We start from the raw sequence: 23,926 nt of genomic DNA, 5'->3' as shown, positions 1-23,926 counted from the left end.
TCACAACCCTTCCCAACCCCCCCCCAGTCCCCCCCTCTCCTCTTTTGGAGACCTCCTGTTCTTCCCCTTTTTTCTCCTCCCCTGTCCTTCTCCCCCTCCCCCCCGAGCCGGTGAGACTGCCGGGAGACCGCCCCTGCCAACCTGTGAGGTCGAGCGTGATCGGCGCCCCCGGCACTCCCCGCTCCATCCGGCGGCCGGCCCGAGCCGCCGTCGCAATCCTGCTCGCGCTGGCCGCCGCCGTGCTGACCCTGGGCTCCGCCGCACCCGAAGGGCAGGGCCGCCCCACGTCGCAGGCCGCGGCCGACGACCCGGCCGGCGGTCGGATCGTCTACGCCGGCACGAACCACCGAGGCCTCGGCCGGGTGACCGGCGGGACGTCCAGCACCCCGTTGTTCGGGCCCGGCCCGATCCACTTCGACCAGGAGCCGTCGGCCCGTGGCGACGAGCTGGTGTTCACCAGCCTGCGGGACGGCACCCTGCCGCAGGTCTACCTGCGTGACGCGGCCGGTGCGGTGCACAAGCTCACCACCGGCCTGGACACCGCCCACCCCGCGCTGGCCCCGGACGGCAAGGGGGTCGTCTTCGAGGCGGTCGAGGCCGCCAAGGCCGGCGGCAAGCCCCAGCACGTCCTGTGGGTGGTCAACCGGGACGGCAGCGGGCTGCGCCGACTGACCGACGGCTCGGCCGACGAGACGCATCCGACGGTCTCGCCCGACGGCAAGTGGGTCGCGTACGCCTGCAACGGCGACCGGGGGCAGTTCCAGATCTACCTGCGGCCGTTCACCGGCGGCGCGCCGGTCAGGGTCACCAACGTGGCCACCGGCAACGCCTTCGACCCGACCTGGAACCCGCTGAACGACGACCAGCACCGCAACCAGATCGTCTACACCTGGGACAAGGGCGACCAGGGGCGGACCCTGATGCTCACCTCGCCCACCGGCGGGGACAAGGCGTTCTTCCCCGGCACCGGCTCCACCTGGCACACGGGCTCCGCCTCCTGGCTGGCCGACGGCAGCGGGGTGCTCTTCCTGAGCGCCGACCGGCCCAAGCCCTCGATCCCGGTCGAGCCGCCGGTGGTGAACCTCTACCGCGCGCCGACCTGCGACTGCACCGATCCCCAACTGCTCTACAGCACCGACCGGTTGATCTCGACGCCGACCTGGCTGGGCACCCAGGCCCAGGGCGGGCCGGTGGTGGAACAGACCAGCGCCTCCACCGCCGACGTCGCCGACCTCCAGGACGTCCGCCCCGACGGGGCCGACCCTCGCGACCTGGGCGTCAGCGTGCTCAAGGAGGACCCGGCCGCCGACACCAACACCGATCCCGACCCGGCAGCCGACCCGCTCTTCCACCCCAAGCCCGGGTACGACCCGTGGTACGAGCGGCAGGCCTACACACCCGACGGCCGGCAGATCGTGGTGACCCGCTACGAGGACTCGCCCGCCGGGCGGATCCAACGGATCTGGCTGACCGACGCCGACGGCTCCAACCCGCGCCCGATGAACCTGGCCGGACGCGGCCCGCTCGATCGGGACACCGACCCGTCCTTCTCGCCGGACGGCAGGCTGATCGTGTTCAGCCGGAGCTCCCCGGGCAGTGACAGGGAGCCGGCGCGTCCGGGGCGGATCATGATCGCCCAGGCGTCCACGGGGGCGATCGTCGGAACCGTCCAGCCGCCGTCCGGCGAGCCAGGGGCCTCCGACGGCGAGCCCTTCTGGTCCCCCGACGGCAAGCTGATCGCCTTCTCCAGGACCGAGGTGATCAACGGCAACGCCGGCAACATGCACGTCTGGACCGTGCCCGCCGACGACCTCACCCGGCAGAGCGACCTGAGCCGGGCCATCTGCCCGGGCACCTGCAACGTCATCGACGACAGCCCCGTGTTCTCGCCCGACGGCCGGCGCATCGCCTTCAACCGCAAGGCCGGTGACGGCGGGAACAACCGGCAGGACGGGGTGCTGGTCACCTCGCCCACCGGCGGCGACTGCACGGTGGTCCTGCCCACCGGGCTCGAACACGACAAGGGCGCCTGCTCCCGGGCGCTGCCCGACACCTCCGACGTCGGTCCGTTCCAGCCCCGCGACGTCGCCTGGACGGCGAACGGCGCTCAGCTGGTGCTCAGCTCCCGCCGGGCCCTGCCACCGAACTCGCCGGAGGGGCTGGCGGTCTACGACTTCGCGGCCCGCACGCTCACCCCGCTCGACTGGCGGCTGCCGGGACGCCAGAAGGAACCGGCCGTCCAGCAGTCCGTCCACCTGGCGCTGAGCGCGCCCGCCCGGACCCCCACGGTCCCTGTTGAGGGCGGCACCGACGTGACGATCACCGTCACCAACAAGGGCCCCGCGCCCTCGCCAGGCACCGTCCTGACGGCCTCGGTGCCGTCCGGCGCCCGGCTCGGCGGGCTGACCACGCCGGTCGGGCAGTGCGACACCGGGGCGCTGCGCTGCGACCTCGGCACTCTGGCGCCGGGCGCGGTGGTCCGGGTGACCGCCCGTCTGATCGGCACCCGGACCGGCCCGCAGACCTTCGGCTGGAGCGTCACCGGGACGGTGGTCGACCCGAACCCCGGGGACGACTGGGCCGAGACGATCCTGCCGGTGCAGGACGCACCGACCCCCTCGCCCACGCCCACCCCGACCTCCTCGCCCACGCCCACCCCGAGCTCCTCGCCGTCGCCGTCCGCCTCGCCGACGCTCACACCGACCCCCGCACCGACCCCGACGCCGCCCGCTTCGCCCACCCCCGCACCGCCCCCGGCACCGGTACCGGCGCCGGCCCCCGCACCGACGCCGCTGGCCGGCCCGGGAGTGTCGGTCGACGCCCAGCCCAACCCGGGTTACGTCGGCGGCCGGGTGACCGTCAGCTACACGGTGCGCAACACCGGCCAGGCCCTCGCGACCGGGCTGCGGCTGACCCTCGGCCTGCCCGCGGGGGTGCCCACCGAAGGGCTGCCCCCGGGCTGCCAGGGCGGGGCCTGTGAACTGGCCGACCTGTCCCCGGGCGGCAGCCAGGTGGTCCGGGTGGTGCTGGCACCCGTGGCGGCGATGGAGACCACCGTCACCGCGGAGCTGACCACCACCGGCACCGACGCCGCCCCTGGACCGCACCGGGCGAGCACCCCGCTGCGCATCCTGCAGCCCCGGATCGTCGCCGTGCCGCCGATCGGCAAGCCCGGCTTCGTGACCTCCGTACGTGGCGTGGACTTCCCGCCCGGCGCGCCGGTGCGCTTCACCTGGCAGCCCGGCATCACCGCCGCGGCGGCGCCCACCTATCCGCGCGCCGACGGGACTTTCGCGGGCCAGCTGCTCATCCTCCCCAAGGACGAGACGGGCCCGCGGACCATCACCGCCGACGGCCCCGGGTTCTCCCCGGTGACCACGCCCTTCCTCGTGGTGGAAGGCAACATCGGCCCGCCGGGGGAGGTGGAGCGACGGTGATCCACGAGGTCGACGAGGCGTTGCGGCTGCTGCTCGCCGAGGCCGGTCTGCCCGAGCGCGGGGTCGAGGTGGTCTTCGACGCGCCCACCCGGGACCTGGCGGCCCGGCGCACCGCGCCGACGGTCAGCGTCTTCCTCTACGGGATCCGCGAGGAGACGGGCCGTCGGCAGACCGGCGCGGTCGCCGAGTACGACGAGGACGGCGTGGTGGTCGCCCACCGCGCCGCGCCCCGCTGGTTCGAGCTGGCCTACCTGGTCACCGTCTGGACCAACCGGCCGCAGGACGAACACCGGCTGCTGGCCGAGGTGTTGCAGTGCCTGACGGCCGTGGACGCGCTGCCTGCCCGGGTGCTCACCGGGACGCTCGCCGAGCTCGGACTGACCGTCGGGCTCGACATCACGGGGCGCGAGACGGGCCTGCCATCGGTGTCCGACGTCTGGTCCGCGCTCGGCGGGGAGCTGCGGCCCTCGATCGACCTCAGGGTGCTCGCCCCGCTGCCGGGCGGGCGCACCCCGGTGGGACCGCCGGTCACCGAGGGGCTGGTGGTCCGCGTCGAGGACACCACCCGGGAGGGCGCGGCATCCGCCGACGGTCCGGGCCGCCGACTGCGCTACCACGGCGGCGCGGACCCCGGACCGGGCGGCTTCGCCGCGCCCCGGGACCGCCGGCTGCCGCCGGGCCGCCGGCCGCGGGGCGGAGCGCGATGAACCTGGACCTCAGACCGGCCGCGGCGGCCGCGGCGGCGACCTCCGCCGGGTCGGCCCCGGACGGGGCCCCGGCCGGCCCCGACCACCTCTGGGAACGACTGCAACGGGTCGAGCGACGGGTCCGGGCCGCGGTGCGCGAGCGCCGGGCCGACGACCCGGACCCGGACGACCCGTACCGCGGCCAGTACCTCGGCCCGGAGGCGGTGGAGCGGATCCTGGCGGCCCCCGGCGCGGCGGGCCGACGCGGCACGGCCCCCGGCGACACCGGCGACCACAGCGCCGCCGCCGACGCTCCCGCGCCGCCGCCCGGCTCGCTGCTCGCGCGGCTCAGCGCCGCCTTCGGGCTGCTTCCGGTGGACCTCGACCTCCTGCTGGTGGCCCTCGCCCCCGACCTCGACTCCCGCTTCGAACAGCTCTACGGCTACCTCAACGACGACCTGACCCGACGCCGGGCGACCGTCGGCCTGGCCCTCGAACTGTGCGGACTGCCGGGCGCGGGCGCCGGCCGCTTCCGGTTCTCCACCCGGGCGCCGCTGATCGCCGGCGGCCTCCTGGAGATCTCCGAGCCGGAGCGCCCGCTGCTCACCCGCACCCTGCGCGTGCCGGACCGGGTGACGGCCCATCTGCTCGGCGACGACGAGCCGGACGGCACGCTCGCCGGGCTGGCCCACCGTGCCGTCCCCGGGGACGCGCCCGTCGCCGGAGCCGGCGTCGAGCCCGCCGAGCGGCTGCGCGCGACCGCGGCGGACGGCGGACTCGTGTACCTGCTGGACCGGGGCGGACACGCCGGCCCGCTCGCGGCGGCCGCCCTCGCGGTCGACGGCCGGCCGCCCCTGGTGGTCGACGCCGCCGCGCTGGCCGCCCGCCCGCCGGGAGACGTCGTACAGGTGCTCGCCCGCGAGGCGCGCTTGGGCGGGGGCGGTCTGGTGCTCGGGCCGCTGGACCGGCTCGAACCCGAACGGCCCGAGCGGGCCGCTCTGTTGCGCGAGCTGTGCGCGGAACTCGCCGGCGTGCCGGTGATCGTGCACGGCCTGCAGGTGTGGGACCCGGCCTGGACGCGGGAGAGCCCCGTGACGGTCACCGTCCCGCCGCCGGACGCGCACGGTCGGGCCGAGCAGTGGGCCCGCGCCCTGGCCGTCGGCGGGACGCCGCTGAGCGAGGAGCTGACGGACGGGCTGGCCGAGACGGTGGCCGCCTACCGGGTGGACCGGGAGAAGCTGGAGCGGGCCGCCTCGGTGGCGGCCCGGACGGCGGCTGCCGAGCGGCGTCCGGTGCGCGCCGCGGACCTACGGGCCGCCGTGCGGGCGCAGAACGCCGCGGGCCTGGCCCGCCTCGCCCGCCGGATCGAGCCCGCGGTCGGCTGGGCCGACCTGGTGCTGCCGGATCCCACCGCGGCCCGGCTGCGCGAACTCGTGCTGCGGGCCCGGCACCGGGACCAGGTGCTCGGGCAGTGGCGGATGCGGCCGGGCGGCGGCCGGGGGAACGGGGTGATCGCCCTGTTCGCGGGGGATTCGGGCACCGGAAAGACGATGTCGGCCGAGGTGGTCGCCGCGGAGCTCGGCATGGAGTTGTACGTCGTCGACCTCTCCACCGTGGTGGACAAGTACATCGGCGAGACGGAGAAGAACCTGGAACGCGTCTTCACCGAGGCCGCGCAGGTGAACGGCGTCCTGCTGTTCGACGAGGCGGACGCGCTGTTCGGGAAGCGCTCGCAGGTCAAGGACGCCCACGACCGCCACGCCAACGTGGAGACGGCCTACCTGCTCCAGCGGATGGAGTCGTTCGACGGGATCGCGGTGCTGACGTCCAACCTGCGCGCCAACCTCGACGAGGCGTTCACCCGGCGGCTGGACGTCATCGCCGAGTTCCCGCTGCCGGACGAGGCGCAGCGGCGCGTGCTGTGGGACCGCTGCCTGGGGCCGCGGCTGCCCCGCGGCGACGACCTCGACCTGGACTTCTGCGCGCGGCACTTCGAGCTCGCCGGCGGCTCCATCCGGGCCTGTGCCGTCTCCGCGGCCTACCTGGCGGCCGGTACGGGCGCCCCGCTGGGCATGGCGCAGCTGGTGGCCGCGGTGGTCGGTGAGTACCGCAAGCTCGGCCGGCTGGTGCTGGAGAGCGAGTTCGGTCCGTGGCTGGGCGTCCTCGGGGACACCGGGCACGCCTGAGCACGGCGGGACACGCACGGCGGCGGGGCCGCCTGATCCCGCCCGGGGACGCCCGGTGCGGCAGCGCCGCCGGGGACGGCGGGGCCGTCTGAGCAGCCTGGGAGTACCCGCCGAGCTGCCCGCCGGGGGCAGTCGTTCCTGCCCCCGGTCCGGGACCTGGGGACATGTCCCCGAGCGGCGCCCGGGCAGCAGACTCGGGGGCGAATGAGGCGAATGACCGGCCACCCGAAGGAGCGCGAATGCCGTCGTACCTCACCCCGGGCGTGTACGTGGAGGAGGTCCAGTCCGGTGCCCGGCCGATCGAGGGCGTCGGCACGGCCGTCGCCGCCTTCGTCGGCTTCGCCGAGACCGGACCCTTCCACGAGCCCACGCTGGTGACCAACTGGGACCAGTACGTCCAGCGGTTCGGCGGCTTCACCGAGGGCACCTACCTGGCGCACTCGGTGTACGGCTTCTTCGCCAACGGCGGCGGCTCCGCCTACGTCGTGCGGGTCGGCGACCCGGCCCGACAGGCGTCCGGCGGCGCGCCCGCCGCCGTCAGCGCGCCCGCGCCGGTGGCGATCGCGGGCTTCCTCTTCTCGGCCCTGCCCGGCGTCGGCGAGGTCTCCGTCGAGATCGCCGACGTGGAGGGGGAGAACGTCCCCGAGGACCGGTTCCGACTGCTGGTCCGCCGGGGCGCCGAGGTCGTCGAGACGTACGACGTCTCGACCCGCCGGAACACCAAGGGCTACGTCGTGACCCAGCTGCGCGAATCGAAGCTCGTCGCGGTCACCGAGCAGCCCGGCACCGCGCCGAGCCGCCCCGAGCGCGTGACCCACGCCCTCGCCGCCGCCCCCGCCCCCGCACCCGGGCCGGTGACGGCCCCCGCCACCCGGCTGGACCCCGCCGAGTACGTCGGCGACGCCGCGGCCCGGACCGGCTTCGCGGGCCTGGAGTCGATCGACGAGATCACCATGGTCGCGGTGCCCGACCTGATGAGCGCCTACCAGCGCGGCGACCTCGACGACGAGGGCCTGCGGACCGTCCAGCTGGCGGTGATGTCGCACTGCGAGCAGATGGGCGACCGGATCGCCGTGCTGGACCCGCCGCCCGGCCTGAACGCCCAGCGGATGCGCACCTGGCGCAACGAGGAGGCGGGCTTCGACTCCCGCTACGCCGCGCTCTACTACCCGTGGATCAAGGTGTTCGACCCGGCGAGCGGCCGCAACGTGCTGGTCCCGCCGAGCGGGCACGTCGCCGGCGTGTGGGCGCGCAGCGACGCCGAGCGCGGCGTGCACAAGGCGCCGGCCAACGAGGTCATCCGCGGTGCGGTGGACCTGGAGATCCGCCTCAGCAAGGGCGAGCAGGACCTGCTGAACCCGATCGGCGTCAACTGCGTGCGGGCGTTCCCCGGGCGCGGCATCCGGATCTGGGGCGCGCGCACCCTCTCCTCCGACCCGGCCTGGCGCTACCTGAACGTGCGCCGGCTCTTCAACTACCTGGAGGAGTCCATCCTCCTGGGGACCCAGTGGGTGGTCTTCGAGCCCAACGACGACCGGCTGTGGTCCAGCATCCGCCGGAACATCACCGCGTTCCTCACCGAGGAGTGGCGGCGCGGGGCGCTGTTCGGCCAGACCGCGACCGAGGCCTTCTACGTCAAGTGCGACCGCGACAACAACCCACCGGAGTCCATCGACCTCGGGCAGGTGATCTGCGAGATCGGGGTCGCGCCGGTGAAGCCGGCGGAGTTCGTGGTGTTCCGGCTGTCCCAGTTCTCCGACAGCACGAGCCTCGTCAACGAGTGACCAGCACGGTCGGCACCCGTCGGTCGGCACCCATCGGAAGGTGACAACAAGCCATGGCTGAAGGCGATCCGCTCTCCACACACATATTCGGCGTCCAACTCGGCGGCTACAACGTCGAGTCCGTCAAGGAGATCAGCAACCTGACGGTCGAACAGGACGTCGTCGAGTACAAGCAGGTGACCCAAGAGGGCAAACTGATCGTCCGCAAGCAGCCCGGCGCCCGGCTGCCGGGCGAGGTGACGATCACCCGCGGCCTCGACAAGAGCGGCGCGTTCACGGACTGGATCAAGGAGACCCTCAACAACGGGGCGATCAACACCGCTCGGCAGAACCTCACCATCGAGGTCAAGGACACCACCGGCGCCACCCTGCGGCGCATCCAGCTGATGAACGCCTGGGCCAGCCGCTGGGAGGGTCCCACGCTCAGCGCCGGCGAGTCCAGCGCCGCGACGGAGACCGTGACCATCGTGTTCGAGGAGATCAGCGTAGAGTGAGGCGGAAGATCGGCCTGGAGGAGCTGCTGGAAGGCGCTCCGGCCCCGCAGAACACCGCGCCGCAGCAGCAGGCCCCGGGGCAGGCCGGTCCGGCCGGGCCCCGGGGGCGGGCGCCGCACACCGAGTTCGAGTTCGAGCTGCCGCTCGGGTACGTCGACGACGAGGGCACGGTGCACCGCCACGGCGCGATGCGCCTGGCCACCGCCCGCGACGAGCTGATGCCGCAGATCGACCTGCGGGTCAAGGAGAACCCGGCCTACCTGAGCGTGGTGCTGCTCAGCCACGTGATCACCAGGCTGGGCGACATCACCGACGTGCACGCCGGGATCGTCGAGCGGATGTACGCCACCGACGTGGCGTTCCTCCAGGACCTCTACCAGCGGATCAACAGCGAGGGCCACACGCGCGCCGCGGTGACCTGCCCGCACTGCGACGGCGCCTTCGAGGTCGACCTCGCCGGTGGGCGCCTGGGGGAATCGTGACGTACGCGCCTGCTCGGCTGTACGAGGAGATCGCGTACATCGCCTACCACTTCCACTGGCAGCGGGAGGACATCCTCGACCTGACCCACCGTGAACGCGGGCAGTGGGTGCGCGAGATCGCGCGGCTCAACACCCGTATCAGCGAAGGCGGGTGAGGAGAGTGGGGCTTCGGGACTGGATCGCCCGCCGGAGGGTCGGCGAGGCTGCGGGCGGCGCTCCCGGCGAGGCTTCCGGCGGTGCCGGGGCCGTCGGGGCCACCGGTACGGGCGAGGCCGCCCGGCGGCGCCCGGCCGCGGGGGACGGGGGATGGCGCGCGGTACGCCCGCTGACCCCGACCCTGGCCGGGACGGCGCACGGCGTCAGCGACGGCCTGAAGTTCCGGTCCCGGCTCGCCGCCTGGCAGGACCCCTCGCTCAGCGGCCCGCTCGGTCATGCCGTCCTCCCGTCCGCCCCGGCGGGCATCCTGCGGGCGGTGGCGGTGCCGGGCTCCCCGTCCACCTTCACGGGCGGGGACGAGCTCGTGCTGCCGGAGGCCGTCGGGGCGGTTGAGACGGTCGGGGCCGGAGAACCGGGGGAGCCCGGGGAGCCGGGCTCATCGGGTCGGTCGCGGCAGGCGCGACAGGTTCAACGGTCCGTCGCCGCACGGCGGCTTCCCGTGCGGCGGCTCCCCGTGCGGTCGGTGCCGTCCGCGCAGCGCGCCGGTCGCGCCGACCGGCCGGTTGGGTCGGGCGGCGTCGACGGCGGTGCGCCGACGCCCGCCGCACCGATGCCTGATGAACGGACGCCGGCTGCGTCGACGCCCGGCGCAGCGGCGCCCGGCGTATCGACGCCTGCCACGGCTGCCGCGTCCCCGAGCCGGAGCGCGTCGGCGGGCCGGGCCCGTCCGGTGCGGCCGCGCCCGGTGAGCGAGGCCCTGACCGTGGCGCGGCGTCCCCAGCTGCTGCCCGCGCGACCGGTGACGGTGCTCCGGGCTCCCGGTGGGACGCCGGAATCAGTCGACGCGCCGTCGGGCCGGAGCACGGATGCGGTGTCGACCGCGTCGGTGACCGAACCGGCCGAGGGCACGCGGCCGTCCGAGAGCGCCGAGGCCGCCGTACGGACCGCGGTCGGTCCGGGCGACACGGCCGTGCCCGCGCGGGCCGGGCGGCCCGACGCGGTGGTGCAGCGCGCGCCCGTGACGAACACCTCCACGCCCGCCCGTCCGGTCCTCGGCGCGCCCTTGACCACGCTGCCCGCGAGCGCCTCACCGCTGCCTGCGGCCGGCCCCCGGACGCCTGACGCCGCCTCGGGTGCGCCCGCCATGCCGGTCGCCCCCGCCGCTGCCGGGCCCGCCGGCACCGGGTCGGGCGAACCCGAGCGCGCCGGGCAGCCCGGGACCGGCCACCGCGAGGCCGCCCCTCGCCGACGCGCCCGAACGGCCGCCGGCCGGAGTGGGCCCGACGGCGCCCGGCAGTCCGGACGCGGGGGCCACGATGCCGCCCCTGGCCTGCCGACCCGTACGGCCGTCGATTCGGGCCGTCCGACACCGTCCCCGTCCCCGTCCCGCCCCGGAGGTGCGCCGGTCGACGACGTACCCGTCCAGCGGACGCCGGCCGGGCCGGGGACTTCCTCGCCCGCACCGTCGTCGCCCGCCCCCGAACGTGCCGGACAGCTACGCCCCGAGCCGGCGCCCGCCCCCGCTGCCGCTTCCGCTCCCGCCCGTACGCGCGCGGGTCTGGGTGCGCCGCTCGACGCGCTGCCGCCGACGGCGGCCGTGCCGGGTGGCACCGCGCCGCTGCTCGGCGGGCGCGGACCGGTCCGGCGGATCACGGACCCGGTCGCGAGTGCCGCTCCAGGCAGCCCGACCGAGGGCGCGACCGAGCAGCGTGTGCTCCCCGTCGCCGCGCCCCCGGTCGGTGAAGGGCCGCGCGTTCAACGAGCCGTCGGACGCACCGGCGACGGTCCGGTGGAGTCAACAGCCGTACCACGTAGGGCCGATGAGGGCCGCTCGGCAGACCGCTCCGGCCCGGTCGGCGGCGGCCGCGGTGTGCATGCGAGTACCGAACGCGCCGGGAACGGACCGGCGGCCGGGAGCGGACCTGCGCCCGGCCGCGCGGCGGTTCCCGCTGCCGTGCCTTCCGCCGTGCCCACCGGCGCCGGGACGGGCCCGGCGGGTGGCCCCGCCACGCCGTTGCCCGGCACCGGCCCGGAGCGTCGGCCGGGCGGAGCGCCGCAGCCCGTCGTCCCGGCGGCCCGAACCCGTTCCGCCGGATCCCCGGGCCAGGGCAGTGCCCCGCGCCAGGACGGCGCACCGCTCGGAGGTACGAGCGGACCGGTGGTTCCCGTGCGGCCGCTGGCCGGTGGCCCGCACGTGCAGCGGGCTGCCGAACGCACCGGCCCCAGGCGCGGGTTGATCGGCGAGCGCCCGATGCGGTCCGCCCTAGCCGCCCCGACGACGCCGTCCGCGACCGGCACCGGCACCGGTAACGGCAGTCGTACCGGTGCCGGTACCCAGGCTCCCGGCCCGCTCGTGGTGCCGGCCGTCTGGACCCGGTCGCTCGCGCCGGGTACGGGCACCGAACCGCCCGCCGCCGCGCCGACGGCGTGGCTCGACGGCGGCCGACGGAGCGGGGTCGCGGCTGCTCCGCAGCGCTCGCAGACGCGGCAGTCGCCGAGTGCGGGAGAGGGCCGGACCGCCACCGGGCAGCCGCCGTCGCAGGGGAGTCCGGTGCGGCTCCGTGCTCAGGGCGCCGCTGCGGCGTCGGGTCGTTCGTCCAGCACCGGTGCGGTGCGCGGGATCGTGGCAGCGCTGCAGCGTTCGCGGACGCGACGTCCGTCGGAGCAGCGGCCCGACCGGACGGTGGCCGACCGCCCGTCAGCGGAGGGAAGCCCAGTGCCGCCCGGTGCCCCTCTGACCGTGGCGGCGCCGAGTGCGGCCGGCCCGGTGTCACCGGAGACACGGTGGCAGCAGGGTGGTGTCACCGACGCGGACCGCACGACCCCGCAAGGTGCCACCGCGTCCATGTCCACATCCGTGCCCAGGTCCGTGCCCACGCCTGCGCCCGGGTCCGCAGGGCGCCCGAGGCCCGGTGACTCCGGTGCGCGGTCCGCCGTGGCGCGTGCCTCGCGCCCGCCCGTGGTCCGGCCCGCGCCCCTGACGGCCCCGTCGCTCCAGCGGCTTCCGGCCGCGTCCCGGCCGGTGCAGCCGGCCCCGGTGCAGCCGCCCACCGGCGCGGCCGTGCCGGGTCCGCAGGCGCCTGCGGCATCCTCGCCCGTCGTGTTGCGCGCCGGGAGCGCCCCGTCCGCACGACCGGCGCCCGCGCGGTCCGGGCCGTCCGCGTTCGCGTCGGCGCAGCCCGCGCAGTCCGCCCCGCCGTCCCCCGGCACGGCGCGGCTGTTGCAGCGGGTGGCCGAGCAGGCAGGCCTGATCGGGGTGCCGCTGACCGCCGTACCCGCGCGCGGGCCGGTCACGGTGCAGGCCGCCCCGGCGACCGGTTCGCCGTCCCGGGCCGCCTCGACACCGCCGGGCGCCTCGTCCGCCGCGCAGGCCGTCGGCGGATCGCCCGCCGAGACCGGCGGCAGCGGGCCGGCCGACCTCGACGAGCTGGCCCGGCGTCTGGTCGAACCGGTCGGGCGCCTACTGCGCACCGAACTGCGCCGGGGCAGGGAGCGCGGCGGGAAACCGTACGACCTGCGCCGCTGAGCGCAGGCCCGGCGGAGGGCGGCCGCCAGACAACCGCAGCGAAGTGACCGGTAGCAGGAAGCAAGGAAGCAGGAAGCGGAACCGATGACCGACAACATCTTCGCGAGCAGTGTGTTCTTCAGCCTGACCATCGGCGGCAACGACCTGGGCGAGTTCACCACCTGCTCCGGACTCGGCGCCCAAGTCGAGATCGAGCAGTACGCGGAGGGCGGCAACAACGGCTTTTCCTGGCAGCTGCCGGGCCGCATCACCTGGTCGAACATCACGCTGACCCGCGCGGTCACCGCGGACACGACCAAGATCGCGCGATGGCTGAGCGAGATCGTCCGGAAGGTCGAGCCGAAGGACGGCGAGATCGTGGCGCTGCGGCCCGACCTGAGCCGGATCGTCGGCTGGCAGGTGCTCGGGATCGTGCCGGTCCGGTGGGAGGGCCCGTCCTTCGACCCGGCCAACTCCCAGGCCGCGGTGGAGACCCTGGAGATCGCCCACGCGGGCCTGCGCCCGTCCTGACCGCATCCCAGGTCCCGCACCTCTCCCGTCTCACCCAGCCGTCCCGCCCACGTAAGGAACACCGAGGATGTCCCCAGCGGTCCCCGCGAGCGTCACCCGGGCCCAACTGACCATCATGGAGCCCCCGTCCACCGTCGGCGCCCAGCCCGGTGGTGCGATCGCGCGACTTCCGCTGCAGTTCAACCCGGCGACCCTGGTGCTGCGCAAGTCCACCGAGTGGCGGCGCACGCCGTCCCGGATGGCGGGCCAGTCCGCGCTGCCCGAGTTCGTCGGCAGCGGTCCGCGCTCGCTCTCGCTCGACGTGTTCCTGGACTCGACCGCGACCCACGACAACTCGGTGGAGCGGGCGGTGGAGCAGCTGATGACGGCGTGCGTGCCCACCCCGACCAGCCTGGCGCGCAAGACACCGGCCAGTCCGTGGATCCGGCTGGACTGGGGCACCCTGAAGACGACCTCGTTCAACGGGGTGCTGACCGGCCTCTCGGTCACCTACACGCTCTTCGACGTGGACGGCAATCCGCTGCGGGCGGTCTGCTCGCTCTCCATCGACGAGGCCAGCGTCGACCCGGCCGGCCAGAACCCGACCTCCGGCTCGCCGGAGGCCCGCAGCACCCACCGGGTGATCGCGGGCGACAGCCTGCCGCTGCTCGCCTGGCGGGCGTACGGGGACGCGACGGCCTGGCGCACCATCGCGGAGGCCAACGACATCGACGACCCGCTGGCCCTGGTCCCCGGCGCGGAGCTGATCGTGCCGGGGATCGACGAACTCACCCGGGGCGGGCGGCGATGACCACTCCCGAGGCCCGGGGCGGCCGGCCGTTCGCCGCGGATCCCGTCGTCGAGGCGCCCGGCCCGCTGCCGCCGGTCTGGGCGGCCCAGCTGGTCTCCTGTGACATCGAGGAGAGCGTCGGCCTGCCCGACACCGCGGTGCTGAGCTTCCGGGACGCGGACCACACCTTCCTCGCCACGACCGGGATCACCATCGGTACCAAGCTGAAGGTGTCGGTGGTCACCGTGCAGGGGCACACCCAGGTGCGGCTGTTCACCGGTGAGGTGACCGCGCTGGAGCTGGAGGTCGACACGACGGGCTCGTACACCGTGGTGCGGGCCTCGGCGCCCACCCACCGGCTGATGCGCGGGCGCCGGGTGAAGGCCTTCCGGAACATGACGACCGCCGACATCGTCCGCGAGGTGGCCGCGGGGGCGGGCCTCTCCTGCGGCCGGGTCGACTCCTTCCCGGTCGTCCACCAGCAGCTGTCCCAAGCGAACGTCCCGGACTGGGAGTTCCTCCAGTTCCTGGCGCAGGAGAGCGGTGCGCAGGTGCGGGTGGACGACGACGGGCAGCTGGAGTTCGTCCGGCCCGAGCCCGCGTCCGGCGCGCCGGCCCCCTCCACCCCCGCGCCGCAGAGCCCGATGGTGCTGGAGTACGGCCGCAACCTGCTGGAGCTGCGCGGTGTGCTGACCGGGGTGGCCGGCGCTGACACGGTCGAGGCGCGCGGCTGGAACGTCACCACCAAGAGCGCCCTGGTCGCCACCGAACCGGCGGTGACCTCGCTGACCGTGCAGCCGGGGATGAGCCCCTCGGAGGTGACCTCGGCCTTCCCCGGCCCGGCCCGGCTGACGGTCGCCGACACCCCGTACCGCACCCAGGCGGAGACGACCGCCGCGGCCCGGTCGCTGGCCGCCTCGGTGGCCGCCGGCTTCGGCGAGCTGGAGGCGGTCGTCGAGGGCAACCCGCGGCTGCGGGCGGGCACCGCGGTCGCCCTCGGGAACGTCGGCGCCGCCTTCTCCGGCCGCTACACCGCCACCGGGGTGCGCCACCTCCTCGAACCGTTCCGCGGCTACCGGACCACCGTGGTGGTCAGCGCGGCACCCGACCGCTCCCTGGCCGGGCTGGTCACCGGCGGCAACGCGCCGCCGCGCGGGCCCCGGATGCCGGGCCTGGCCGTCGCCGTGGTCACCGACGTCCGCGAGCCGGGCGAGGGGCAGCGCGGCTGGGTGAAGCTGAAGTTCCCCTGGCTGGACGACAGTTACGTCTCCGACTGGGTGCGCACCGTGCAGTGGGGCGGCCACGGCGGCGGTGGCGTGGTCAGCCCCGAGGTCAACGACGAGGTGCTGGTCGGGTTCGAGCAGGGCGACCTGGACAGCCCCTACGTGCTGGGCGGGCTCTACAACGGCGTGGACCGGCCCTCGCCGCACGACGTGCCGCTGGTCGACGCGGCCGCCGGCAAGGTCAACCGCCGCTCCGTGGTGTCCCGTTCGGGCCACCGCCTTGAGCTGCTGGACGTGCCGGGCGGGAAGTCCGGCGTCCGCCTGGCCAGCGGGGACGGGAAGTTGGAGGTCAGCCTGGACCAACAGCGCGGGGAGATCGTGCTCACCGTCCACGGCGCGGTCGGCGCGGCCGGGAGCACGGTGCGGCTGTCCTCCACCGGCATCACCCTCGACGCGGGCACCGGTGAGGTGAACGTGCGCGGCGGATCGGTGACCGTCCGGGGCACGACGGCGGTCACCGTGGACGGCGGAGCCGAGGCGGTGCTCAAGGGGGCCTTCGTCCGGATCAACTGACGGAACGTCAAACACTCGCGCTGGAAGTAGAGGAGTGCCCACGACCCGAGGGCACCATCGGAATGGAGACCGCACATGCCCCCCGCAGCCCGGACCGGCGACATCACCGATCACGGCGGCGCCCTCACCACCCCGCCGCCGGGCGCCCTCAAGGTGGCGACCGTGCTGATCGGCGGCAGGCCCGCCGCGGTGGTCGGCAGCCTGCACGCCTGCGTCCCGCACGTGGAGATGGGCCCGGCCAACGTCGTCCTGCCCGACCCCGGCGCGATGACCGGGGGAGTGGTCCTGATCGGCGGGCTGCCCGCGGCCCGCATGGGGGACAAGACGGCCTGCGGCGCGAGGATCGAGAGCGGCAGCCTCAACGTGCTGATCGGAGGCGGAGCATGAGTGGGAGTAGCTTCATCGGCCGTGGCTGGGCCTTCCCGCTGCGGGTGAACGCCACCGGCGGCATCGGCATGGTGGACCGGGACAGGGAACTCGCGGAGGCCATCCGGCTGATCCTCGGCACCGCCCCCGGCGAGCGGCCGATGCGCCCGGAGTTCGGCTGCGGCATCCACGAGTACGTCTTCGCCCCCGGCGACAGCACCACCGCCGGGCGGATCGCGCGCGAGGTGCGCATCTCGCTGGAACGCTGGGAACCACGGATCGAGGTCGACGACGTGGTGATCGCCTACGACAGCGTCGACGAGGGCACGCTCTACATCGACGTCCACTACACGGTGCGCGCCACCAACGACCGCCGCAACCTGGTCTTCCCCTTCTACACCATCCCGGAACACCCGGATCCGGACCGGGCGGCCGCCGCGGACGGGGGCGCGAACTGATGGCACTGCCCTCCCCGAACCTGGACGACCGGCGCTTCCAGCAACTCGTCGACGAGGCCAAGCGGTACGTCCAGCAGCGCGCGCCGGAGTGGACCGACCACAACGTCTCCGACCCGGGCGTCACCCTCATCGAGACCTTCGCCTACCTGGTGGACCAGCTGCTCTACCGGCTGAACCGGGTACCGGAGAAGAACTACGCCGCCTTCCTCGACCTCCTGGGCGTCCGGCTCTTCCCGCCCGCCGCGGCCCGGGCCGAGGTCGACTTCTGGCTCTCGGCCCCGCAGCCCGAGACCGTCCTGCTGCGGGCGGGCACCGAGGTCTCCACACTGCGGACCGAGACCGACGACGCGGTGGTCTTCTCCACCGCCGAGGACCTGCCGATCGTGCCCAGTTCGCTGGACCGGCTGGTCACCGTCTCCGCCTCCGGCGAGCAGTCCGACCGCACGGCCCGGCTGGCCGACGGCGCGGACGTGCCGTGCTTCCAGCCGCGCCCGGTGGCCGGCGACGCCATGCTCTTCGCCCTGCCGGCCGTGGTGCCGCGCTGCATCCTGGTCGTCCGGCTGGACAGCCGGGTGGAGGGCGTCGGCGTCGACCCGCGCCAGCCGCCGCTGGCCTGGGAGGTGTGGGACGGCGCGCGCTGGATCGGCTGCGAGACCGGCAGCGACACCACCGGCGGCCTCAACCGGCCCGGCGAGGTGGTGGTGTTCGTGCCCGCCGGACACGCCGCGTCGGTGGTCGCCGGCCGACGGGCCGGCTGGCTGCGCTGCCGCGTCACCGAGCCGCAGCCCGGCCAGCCGTTCTACTCCGAGTCCCCCACCATCCGCCGGGCCGAGGTGTTCACGGTCGGCGGAACTGCGACCGTCGTCCACGCGCAGACCGTCACCGACGCGCCGCTCGGCTCCTCCGAGGGCGTCGCCGGCCAGCGCTTCCGGCTCGCCCGCCCGCCGGTCCTGCTGGACGGCGGGCCGCCGGCGGTGGAGGTCGCGGCCGGCGAGGGGTGGGAACGGTGGACGGTCGTCGAGCACTTCGGCGACTCCTCGCCCACCGACCGGCACGTGGTGCTCGACGCGACCACCGGTGAGTTCCTCTTCCCGCCCGCGGTGCGGGAACCCGACGGCAGCCTGCGCGCGTTCGGCGCCGTGCCGCCCAAGGGCGCGCAGCTGCGGGTCCCGCACTACCGCACCGGCGGCGGGATCGCGGGCAACGTCGCCCGCAGCACCATCACGGTGCTGCGCAGCTCCGTCCCGTACATCGCCCGGGTGGACAACCGCGAGGCGGCCAGGGGCGGGGTCGACGGCGAGACCGTGGAGAACGCCAAGCTGCGCGCCCCGCACCAGCTGCGGTTGCAGGAACGCGCCGTCACCGCCGGGGACTTCGAACTGATCGCCCGGCAGGCCGCGCCGTCCGCCGCCCGGATCAGCTGCGTGCCCGCCGGCGGCGGCGAGGCGGGGGCGGTACGGGTGCTGGTGGTCCCCGAGGCGGTCGCGGACGACGGCGACCGGCTGCGGTTCGAGCAACTCATCCCCGACGAACAGGTGTTGGCCGCCGTCGCGGCCGCCCTCGACGAGCGGCGGCTGATCGGCACCCGGATCCTCGTGCAGCCCCCCGCCTACCAGGGCGTGACGGTGGTCGCCCGGCTCACCACCCGCGCCGCGGACCCCGACCGGGTCCGCGAGGAGGTGCTCGCCGCGCTGTACCGGTACCTCAACCCACTGCGCGGCGGCGCCGACGGCAAGGGCTGGCCGTTCGGCCGGGCGGTGCAGTACGGGGAGGTGTTCGCCGTGCTCCAGCGGGTGGACGCCGTCGCGGGGGTCGAGGAGCTGCGGCTGTTCCCGGCGGACCCGATCACCGGGCGCCGGGGCGCGCCCGCCGAGCGGGTCGAAGTGCCGCCGGACGCCCTGGTCTTCTCGCATCAGCACCAGGTCGTGGTCATGGCGGCGGCCGAGGACGGGCAGTCATGAGTGAGCGTAGCGAGCGAGTCATTGAGAGGTGCGTGTGGGCGAATGCCCCTGCCGAGCGCAGCGAGGTGGGCGCATGAGTGAGCGTAGCGAGCGAGTCATTGAGAGGTGCGTGTGGGCGAATGCCCCTGCCGAGCGCAGCGAGGTGGGCGCATGAGTAGGGCCGCAGTGCCGGGACTGCCCAGTCCGCACCCGATCGGCGAGCTGCTCCCCGCGCTCTTCGCCGATGACGACTTCGCCCAGCGGTTCACGGCCGGCCTGGACACCGTCCTCGCCCCGGTCTTCGCCACCCTGGACAACCTGCCCGCCTACTTCCAGCCCCGCCTCGCGCCGGCCGACTTCCTCGACTGGCTGGCGTCCTGGGTCGCGGTGGACGTCGACCCGGCCTGGCCGGAGGAGGTGCGCCGCGCGGTGGTCGAGCGCGCGGTGGAACTGCACCGGTGGCGCGGCACCCGACGCGGCCTCACCGAGCGGCTGCGCCTGGTGCTGGGTGCCGGTGCCGAGATCACGGACGGCGGCGGCGTCTCCTGGTCGACCGTCCCCGGTGCCGCCCCGCCGCTCCCCGCGCTGAGCGGCGAGGTGCTGATCCGGGTCTGGCCCCTGGACGGTCCGGGGCTGGACGAGGACCAGGTGTTGTCCGTCGTCAGGGCGGGTTGCCCGGTCCACCTGACCTGCCGGGTGGAGATCCTGCCCGGCCCACCCGGGCGAGTGGAGGACTGACGGATGCCGGTGTGCCCCGACTGCGGAACGGCCAACGGGGAGGGGGACGACTTCTGCGGCAACTGCGGTGCGTACCTGGGGTGGTCGCGCGCCGCCGCCGCCACGGAGGCTCCGGCTGCCGGGCCTGCGGCGGCGCCCTCGCCCTCGCCCTCGCCCTCGCCCTCGCCTGCGCCTGCACCCACGCCCACGCCCTCGCCCTCGCCTGCACCCACGCCCGCTGAGCGTGTTGCGCCCACTGCACCGGCTTCGCCTGCGGACCCCGCTGCGCCCGAGACCGCGCGCACTGAGTCCACCTGGCGAGCGGTGTCGCGACGGGTGACGCGCGCCAGGAGGGAGCAGCCGCCTACCCATGCGGCCGAGACGCCGACCCCGCCCGCCGAGGAGCCGTCGGTCCCGTCGGCGGCCGAGCCTCCGCGCTCGACGTCCGTCCGCGTACGGCCGGTTCCGGCTCCGGCTCCGGCTCCGGCTCCGGCTCCCGAACCGACCCCGGCCCCGACCTCTGCTCGGAAACCGGCTCCGACGCCGGATCCCGAAGCGGCACCGGCCCCCGAACCGCAGGCCGATCCGGTGGCGGTGCAGCCCGCCAAGCCCGTCGCACCACGCCCGGTCGTCCGGGCGTCCGAGGCCGACGAGGCCCAGGACGGTCCGCCCTGCCCCCGGTGCGGCACGCCCAACCTGCCCGAGCGGCGTTTCTGCCGCCGTTGCGCGGCACCGCTGACCGACACCGCGGCCCCGCCGAAGCTGCCGTGGTGGCGCACCCGCTGGCCGTTCCGACGCCGGGTGCGGATGGGAGGTTCGGGCAACGCGCTGCGCCGTACCATCGCGCTGCTCGTGCTGGTCGCGGTGGTCGTCGGCGGGATCCTGCTCTACCCGGTCGGCAAGGACGTCTTCCAGGACGTGCTGGACAAGCTCCGCAGCACCGCGCCGATCACCCCGGCCCAGGTCTCGGCGAGCGCCTCGGTCGAGGGGCATCCCGCGACCGCGGCCGACGACGGCCTCACCAACACCTACTGGGGAGCGCCCGCGATCGGGGACTCCATCACCTTTGGCTTCCGCACCCCGTTCCGGCTGGTGGACCTGATCGTCCACACCGGCGACTCCGCGGACCCGCAGCGCTACCAGCAGCAGGCCCGTCCCGTCGTCCTGTCCTTGGAGGTCACGGCCTCGGACGGGGAGGTGCACCGGCAACAGATCACGCTCAACGACCAGCCGGGCCCGCAGACCGTGGCGACCGGGATCAGTGACGTCGTCCAGGTGAAGCTCACCGTCCGCGAGGCCGCCGGGATCGGCTCCGGCCGCGCCATCGCCCTGGCCGAGGTGGAGTTCTTCAAACGCACCTGATGGTCATTCATTCCGTGAGACCCAAGCGGTATACGTGGAAGACCTTGCGGTGTCCGGCCTCGGGCGGACCCGGCTCGCCAAGAGCGTGCACGACGCCGGATGGTCCGCGTTCCTCACCATGCTGGAGTACAAGGCCGCCAAGCACGGCCGTTACTTCGGCAGGACAGGACGCTTCGAGCCCACCTCCCAGGTCTGCTCGACCTGCGGAGTCAAGGACGGCCCCAAGCCCCTCACGGTCCGCGAATGGATCTGCGGGGGCTGCGCAACCGTCCACGACCGCGACGTGAACGCAGCATGCAACATCCTGGCCGCCGGACGGGCGGACAGACTAAACGCCTGTGGAGCGAAGGTAAGACCGGGCTTGTCCCGGCGCAGCGCGATGAAGCAGGAACCCACCGAGACGGTCACTCGACCGTGGTAGGAGTCCCGGTCCTTCAGGGCCGGGAGGACGTCAATGGGTGAACCGCCACAGCTCCACTCACCGCATGGCCAACGGCGGCGACCGCCTGTTCAGGTAGCGGTGCGCCCGGTCGGGTAGCGGACAGCCCCGGCCCGTTCACGTCGGGCTCGCCGTCCGGGGACGCTCAGTGCGGGTATCGGCTGCGGATGGCCCGGGCGGCGTCAGTGCCGTCGAGGAGGGTGTGCAGGAGGGCGGTGAGGGTGTCGACGTCCGAGGCCGTGAGCCGGGCCGCCATCTCGGTGGTCAGCCGTGCGGTCGCGTCGCCGAGCTGGGCGGCCAGGGTGCCTCCGGCGTCGGTGAGTTGGATGAGGACGGCGCGCTTGTCCTGCTCGTGTGGGATCCGGCTCACCAGATCGCGCTGGACCAGGGAGTCGACCAGCCGGCTGGGGCTGCCCTGTTCGCAGACCAGCAGGCGTCCGAGGGCGGCCAGGGTGACCGGCTGGTGCGCGGCGAGGACGTCGAGCACCTCGGCCTGGGCGGGGGTGAGGCCCAGGTGGCGCAGGGCGTCGCCGAGCCGGCGGCTGCCCTCGCGCTGGGCGGCCAGGAGCAGGTAGCGCAGTTCGTCCTGCGGAGCCCGGGTGGTGCGGCTGTGGTCGGCGGTCACGGGCTGCCCTTCGTTTCGTCCGTCGGTTGACCGGGTGCGGGGCCAGCATATCAATGACACGACATTGATGCTGCGACATTGATGACGAGACATCGATGTTGTGTCATTGTTGTCCCGTCATCGACGGAAGCCCGTTCGGGCGGAAGGAGCACGATCATGCGATCCGACTTCGTCGTTCTCGGTGCCACCGGCACCGCAGGCAACCTGATCGCCGGACACCTCGTCCAGCAAGGTGGGACGGTGACGCTGGTCGGCCGGGACGAGGGCCGACTGGCGTCGATCGCGGCGCGGTTCGACAGCGGGGCGGTGACCGTCCTGGCCGCGGACCTCGCGGACCCCGCCTCGCCGGCCGCGGCGGCCCGGGCGGGAAAGGTGCTGGTCAACACGGTCGGCCCGTTCGCCCGCCTGGCCCCGCCCGTGGTGAGCGCCTGCCTCGATGCCGGCACGGCGTACGTCGACATCGCCAACGAGCGGGCCGCCGTGCGTGCCCTGCTCGACCGCGACGCCGAGGCGCGCGAGCGGGGCGTCGCGCTCGTCACCGGGGCCGGCTTCGGACCGGCCGCCACCGAGGCGCTGGTGCTGGCCCTGGGTGAGCGGATGGCGGACCCGGCGAGCGTGGTCGTTGCCTCGGCCGCCACCACCGCGTACGACACGGAGGGCGTCCGCGCCACGGTGGCCGAGGCCGCTGCCGAGGGCGCCACCGTCTACCGGGCCGGCGAGCTGGTCCGCTTCCGGCTCGGCGACGGCGCTACGACGCTCACCTTCGGCGGCGTCGGCCGGACGGTGATCCCCGTGCCGACCGGAGATCTGGAGGCGGCGCGCGACGCCGGCGGCGCGCCCGACGTGACCGCGTACGCTGCACCGCGCGGGGGCACCGGGACGGACGGCCGCTCCTACGCCTACGCGGAACTCACCGCCGGGGACGGCCGACGGCAGGTCGCCGAGCTGAGTACGGGCGAGGGATTCGCCTTCACCGCGGCCCTGGCCGCGGCGGCCGCGGCCACGTTGCTCGACGGCCCGCGCCCGGGCGCCCGGACGGCGGCGCGACTGCTCGGTGCCGAGCGCGTCGCAGCCCTGCCCGACACCACCGTCCAGCTCGGCCGGTGATCCGGATGAGCGCCTTTGAGTCCTCGACCGATTCGCCGACCGAGTCTCCGACCGATTCCCCGACGGAGCCCTTGGCTGAGTGCCCGACGCCCACCGTGCACCGGCTGGGCGACGACCTGGTCAACTTCTACCTCGTCGACACAGGCCAGGCCCTGGTGCTGGTCGACGCCGGGCTGCCCGCGCACTGGGACGGCCTGCTCGGGGCACTGCGCGGTCTCGGCAGACCCGTCATCGACATCGCGGCGGTCCTGATCACTCACGGCCACCCGGACCACGTGGGTCTGGCCGAGCGGGTCCGCGTGGAATCCGGGGCCGACGTCTGGGTGCACGAGTCCGACGCGCCGATCCTGGCCGAACCACGGCGCCTCAACCAGGTCTGGCGCCCCGAGCGCTCCCTCCTCGGCTACGCGGTCCGGCGCCCGGGCGCCCTGCGGGCACCGCTGCACCTGGCCCGGGGCGGTGCGCTCCGCACGCCGGCGGTCCGGGAGCTCCGCACCTTCGCGGACGACACCCGACTCGACGTTCCCGGTCTGCCTCTGGCGGTGCACACCCCAGGGCACACGCACGGCAGTACCAGTTACCTCCTCCCAGAGGCCTCCGTCGCCTTCACCGGTGACGCACTGGTCACCAATGACGCGGTCGCCGGCCACGTCGGGCCCTGCGTCATCTGCCGGGCCTTCACTCAGGACAGCAGGGCGGCACTGGCCTCCCTGGAGAAGGTTGCCGAATACGAGATCGACACCGTTCTGCCGGGCCACGGCGAACCATGGCGGGACGGCCTGGCGGAGGCCGCACGGCTGGCGGTGGCCGGCGGCATTCGATAGCGGCAGGAGAGGGGAGGGCGCCGCACTGCTGTGGTCCGGGCTGGGTATTTGTCTCGGGCGCTGAGTAGGGGTACTGTCTTCCAGTCGCTCGACTGGGAGCACCGGACACGCATCTGCGCGGACGGTCCCGGGGCGGCCACTCCTCTGAAACACCACTTCCGGTTCGCGCCGGTCGTTTCGCGTTGTCGCGGTGCGGCTCGGTGCTTATTCGGTGTGCGCGTTTAATTGGGTTGCGGTCGATTCGCTTTTCGGAGCGGGGATC

At 74.7% G+C, this 23,926-nt stretch carries 22 protein-coding genes; 20 read left to right on the top strand and 2 right to left on the bottom strand.

Translation table 11 applies throughout. From position 1 onward, the window contains the following. The first annotated feature begins 158 nt into the window (after positions 1 to 158). The 7 genes from ACFQ87_RS36685 to ACFQ87_RS36655 all read left to right on the top strand — a co-directional run bounded on the left by ACFQ87_RS36685 (position 159) and on the right by ACFQ87_RS36655 (position 9,224). Positions 159 to 3,437: a hypothetical protein gene (locus ACFQ87_RS36685; RefSeq protein ID WP_380615272.1), complete on the top strand. Its 3,279-nt coding sequence runs from the start codon at positions 159 to 161 to the stop codon at positions 3,435 to 3,437. Next, on the top strand, positions 3,434 to 4,144 hold the full coding sequence (locus tag ACFQ87_RS36680) for a DUF4255 domain-containing protein (RefSeq protein ID WP_380615268.1): 711 nt from the start codon (positions 3,434 to 3,436) through the stop codon (positions 4,142 to 4,144). Before ACFQ87_RS36685 ends, ACFQ87_RS36680 begins: the two co-directional genes overlap by 4 nt. Then, entirely contained in the window at positions 4,141 to 6,309 is a 2,169-nt protein-coding gene (locus ACFQ87_RS36675; protein ID WP_380615267.1) for an ATP-binding protein, read from the top strand. Before ACFQ87_RS36680 ends, ACFQ87_RS36675 begins: the two co-directional genes overlap by 4 nt. Before the next feature lie 239 nt (positions 6,310 to 6,548). After that, on the top strand, positions 6,549 to 8,093 hold the full coding sequence (locus tag ACFQ87_RS36670; RefSeq protein WP_380615266.1) for a phage tail sheath family protein: 1,545 nt from the start codon (positions 6,549 to 6,551) through the stop codon (positions 8,091 to 8,093). Between the two features lie 53 nt (positions 8,094 to 8,146). Continuing rightward, positions 8,147 to 8,587 (top strand): phage tail protein, encoded by a 441-nt coding sequence (locus ACFQ87_RS36665; protein ID WP_380615265.1) that lies wholly within the window; start codon positions 8,147 to 8,149, stop codon positions 8,585 to 8,587. Then, positions 8,584 to 9,069: a hypothetical protein gene (locus tag ACFQ87_RS36660; protein ID WP_380615264.1), complete on the top strand. Its 486-nt coding sequence runs from the start codon at positions 8,584 to 8,586 to the stop codon at positions 9,067 to 9,069. The genes ACFQ87_RS36665 and ACFQ87_RS36660 overlap by 4 nt, the downstream gene beginning before the upstream one ends. Beyond that, on the top strand, positions 9,066 to 9,224 hold the full coding sequence (locus ACFQ87_RS36655) for a DUF6760 family protein (protein WP_181970396.1): 159 nt from the start codon (positions 9,066 to 9,068) through the stop codon (positions 9,222 to 9,224). The genes ACFQ87_RS36660 and ACFQ87_RS36655 overlap by 4 nt, the downstream gene beginning before the upstream one ends. Positions 9,225 to 9,693: 469 nt before the next feature. On the opposite strand, the gene ACFQ87_RS36650 is transcribed toward ACFQ87_RS36655, so the two are convergent. Further along, the gene (locus tag ACFQ87_RS36650; protein ID WP_380615263.1) at positions 9,694 to 10,260 is read right to left on the bottom strand and encodes a hypothetical protein; all 567 of its coding nucleotides are present in this window, start codon (positions 10,258 to 10,260) and stop codon (positions 9,694 to 9,696) included. 2,065 nt (positions 10,261 to 12,325) lie between these two features. On the opposite strand from ACFQ87_RS36650, the gene ACFQ87_RS36645 reads away from it, so the two are divergent. The 11 genes from ACFQ87_RS36645 (at position 12,326) to ACFQ87_RS36595 (ending at position 21,090) form a co-directional block, all read left to right on the top strand. Beyond that, entirely contained in the window at positions 12,326 to 12,751 is a 426-nt protein-coding gene (locus ACFQ87_RS36645; protein ID WP_380615262.1) for a hypothetical protein, read from the top strand. A gap of 84 nt (positions 12,752 to 12,835) precedes the next feature. Beyond that, entirely contained in the window at positions 12,836 to 13,261 is a 426-nt protein-coding gene (locus tag ACFQ87_RS36640; protein ID WP_380615261.1) for a phage tail protein, read from the top strand. 67 nt (positions 13,262 to 13,328) lie between these two features. Continuing rightward, positions 13,329 to 14,051, top strand: coding sequence for a LysM peptidoglycan-binding domain-containing protein (locus ACFQ87_RS36635; protein WP_380615260.1), 723 nt, complete (start codon positions 13,329 to 13,331; stop codon positions 14,049 to 14,051). Then, positions 14,048 to 15,826, top strand: coding sequence for a VgrG-related protein (locus ACFQ87_RS36630; protein WP_380615259.1), 1,779 nt, complete (start codon positions 14,048 to 14,050; stop codon positions 15,824 to 15,826). The genes ACFQ87_RS36635 and ACFQ87_RS36630 overlap by 4 nt, the downstream gene beginning before the upstream one ends. A gap of 75 nt (positions 15,827 to 15,901) precedes the next feature. Continuing rightward, positions 15,902 to 16,213 carry a PAAR domain-containing protein gene (locus ACFQ87_RS36625; RefSeq protein WP_380615258.1) on the top strand — a complete coding sequence of 104 codons (312 nt, stop codon included), beginning with the start codon at positions 15,902 to 15,904 and terminating at the stop codon, positions 16,211 to 16,213. After that, positions 16,210 to 16,650, top strand: coding sequence for a GPW/gp25 family protein (locus ACFQ87_RS36620; protein ID WP_380615257.1), 441 nt, complete (start codon positions 16,210 to 16,212; stop codon positions 16,648 to 16,650). The genes ACFQ87_RS36625 and ACFQ87_RS36620 overlap by 4 nt, the downstream gene beginning before the upstream one ends. After that, on the top strand, positions 16,650 to 18,611 hold the full coding sequence (locus ACFQ87_RS36615; RefSeq protein ID WP_380615256.1) for a putative baseplate assembly protein: 1,962 nt from the start codon (positions 16,650 to 16,652) through the stop codon (positions 18,609 to 18,611). The genes ACFQ87_RS36620 and ACFQ87_RS36615 overlap by 1 nt, the downstream gene beginning before the upstream one ends. Positions 18,612 to 18,761: 150 nt before the next feature. Beyond that, entirely contained in the window at positions 18,762 to 19,328 is a 567-nt protein-coding gene (locus ACFQ87_RS36610) for a phage tail protein I (protein ID WP_380615255.1), read from the top strand. A gap of 80 nt (positions 19,329 to 19,408) precedes the next feature. Beyond that, on the top strand, positions 19,409 to 19,549 hold the full coding sequence (locus tag ACFQ87_RS36605) for a hypothetical protein (RefSeq protein WP_380615254.1): 141 nt from the start codon (positions 19,409 to 19,411) through the stop codon (positions 19,547 to 19,549). Between the two features lie 346 nt (positions 19,550 to 19,895). After that, positions 19,896 to 20,669, top strand: a complete 774-nt coding sequence (locus ACFQ87_RS36600) for an NADase-type glycan-binding domain-containing protein (RefSeq protein WP_380615253.1) — start codon at positions 19,896 to 19,898, stop codon at positions 20,667 to 20,669. A gap of 34 nt (positions 20,670 to 20,703) precedes the next feature. Continuing rightward, positions 20,704 to 21,090 (top strand): RNA-guided endonuclease InsQ/TnpB family protein, encoded by a 387-nt coding sequence (locus ACFQ87_RS36595; protein ID WP_380615252.1) that lies wholly within the window; start codon positions 20,704 to 20,706, stop codon positions 21,088 to 21,090. Between the two features lie 163 nt (positions 21,091 to 21,253). Here the strand turns inward: ACFQ87_RS36595 and ACFQ87_RS36590 are convergent, their stop codons facing one another. Continuing rightward, positions 21,254 to 21,733, bottom strand: a complete 480-nt coding sequence (locus tag ACFQ87_RS36590; RefSeq protein ID WP_380615251.1) for a MarR family winged helix-turn-helix transcriptional regulator — start codon at positions 21,731 to 21,733, stop codon at positions 21,254 to 21,256. Between the two features lie 156 nt (positions 21,734 to 21,889). On the opposite strand from ACFQ87_RS36590, the gene ACFQ87_RS36585 reads away from it, so the two are divergent. Both ACFQ87_RS36585 and ACFQ87_RS36580 read left to right on the top strand, forming a co-directional pair. Continuing rightward, on the top strand, positions 21,890 to 22,840 hold the full coding sequence (locus ACFQ87_RS36585; RefSeq protein WP_380615250.1) for a saccharopine dehydrogenase NADP-binding domain-containing protein: 951 nt from the start codon (positions 21,890 to 21,892) through the stop codon (positions 22,838 to 22,840). Positions 22,841 to 22,911: 71 nt separating this feature from the next. Continuing rightward, positions 22,912 to 23,664 (top strand): MBL fold metallo-hydrolase, encoded by a 753-nt coding sequence (locus ACFQ87_RS36580; RefSeq protein ID WP_380615249.1) that lies wholly within the window; start codon positions 22,912 to 22,914, stop codon positions 23,662 to 23,664. Positions 23,665 to 23,926: the final 262 nt, after the last annotated feature.

It is taken from the genome of Kitasatospora sp. NPDC056531 (genome assembly GCF_042794375.1).
Taxonomy (GTDB): Bacteria; Actinomycetota; Actinomycetes; order Streptomycetales; family Streptomycetaceae; genus Kitasatospora.
The sequence above is the reverse complement of the archived record's forward strand: the minus strand, read 5'-3'. Positions and strand labels throughout refer to the sequence as shown.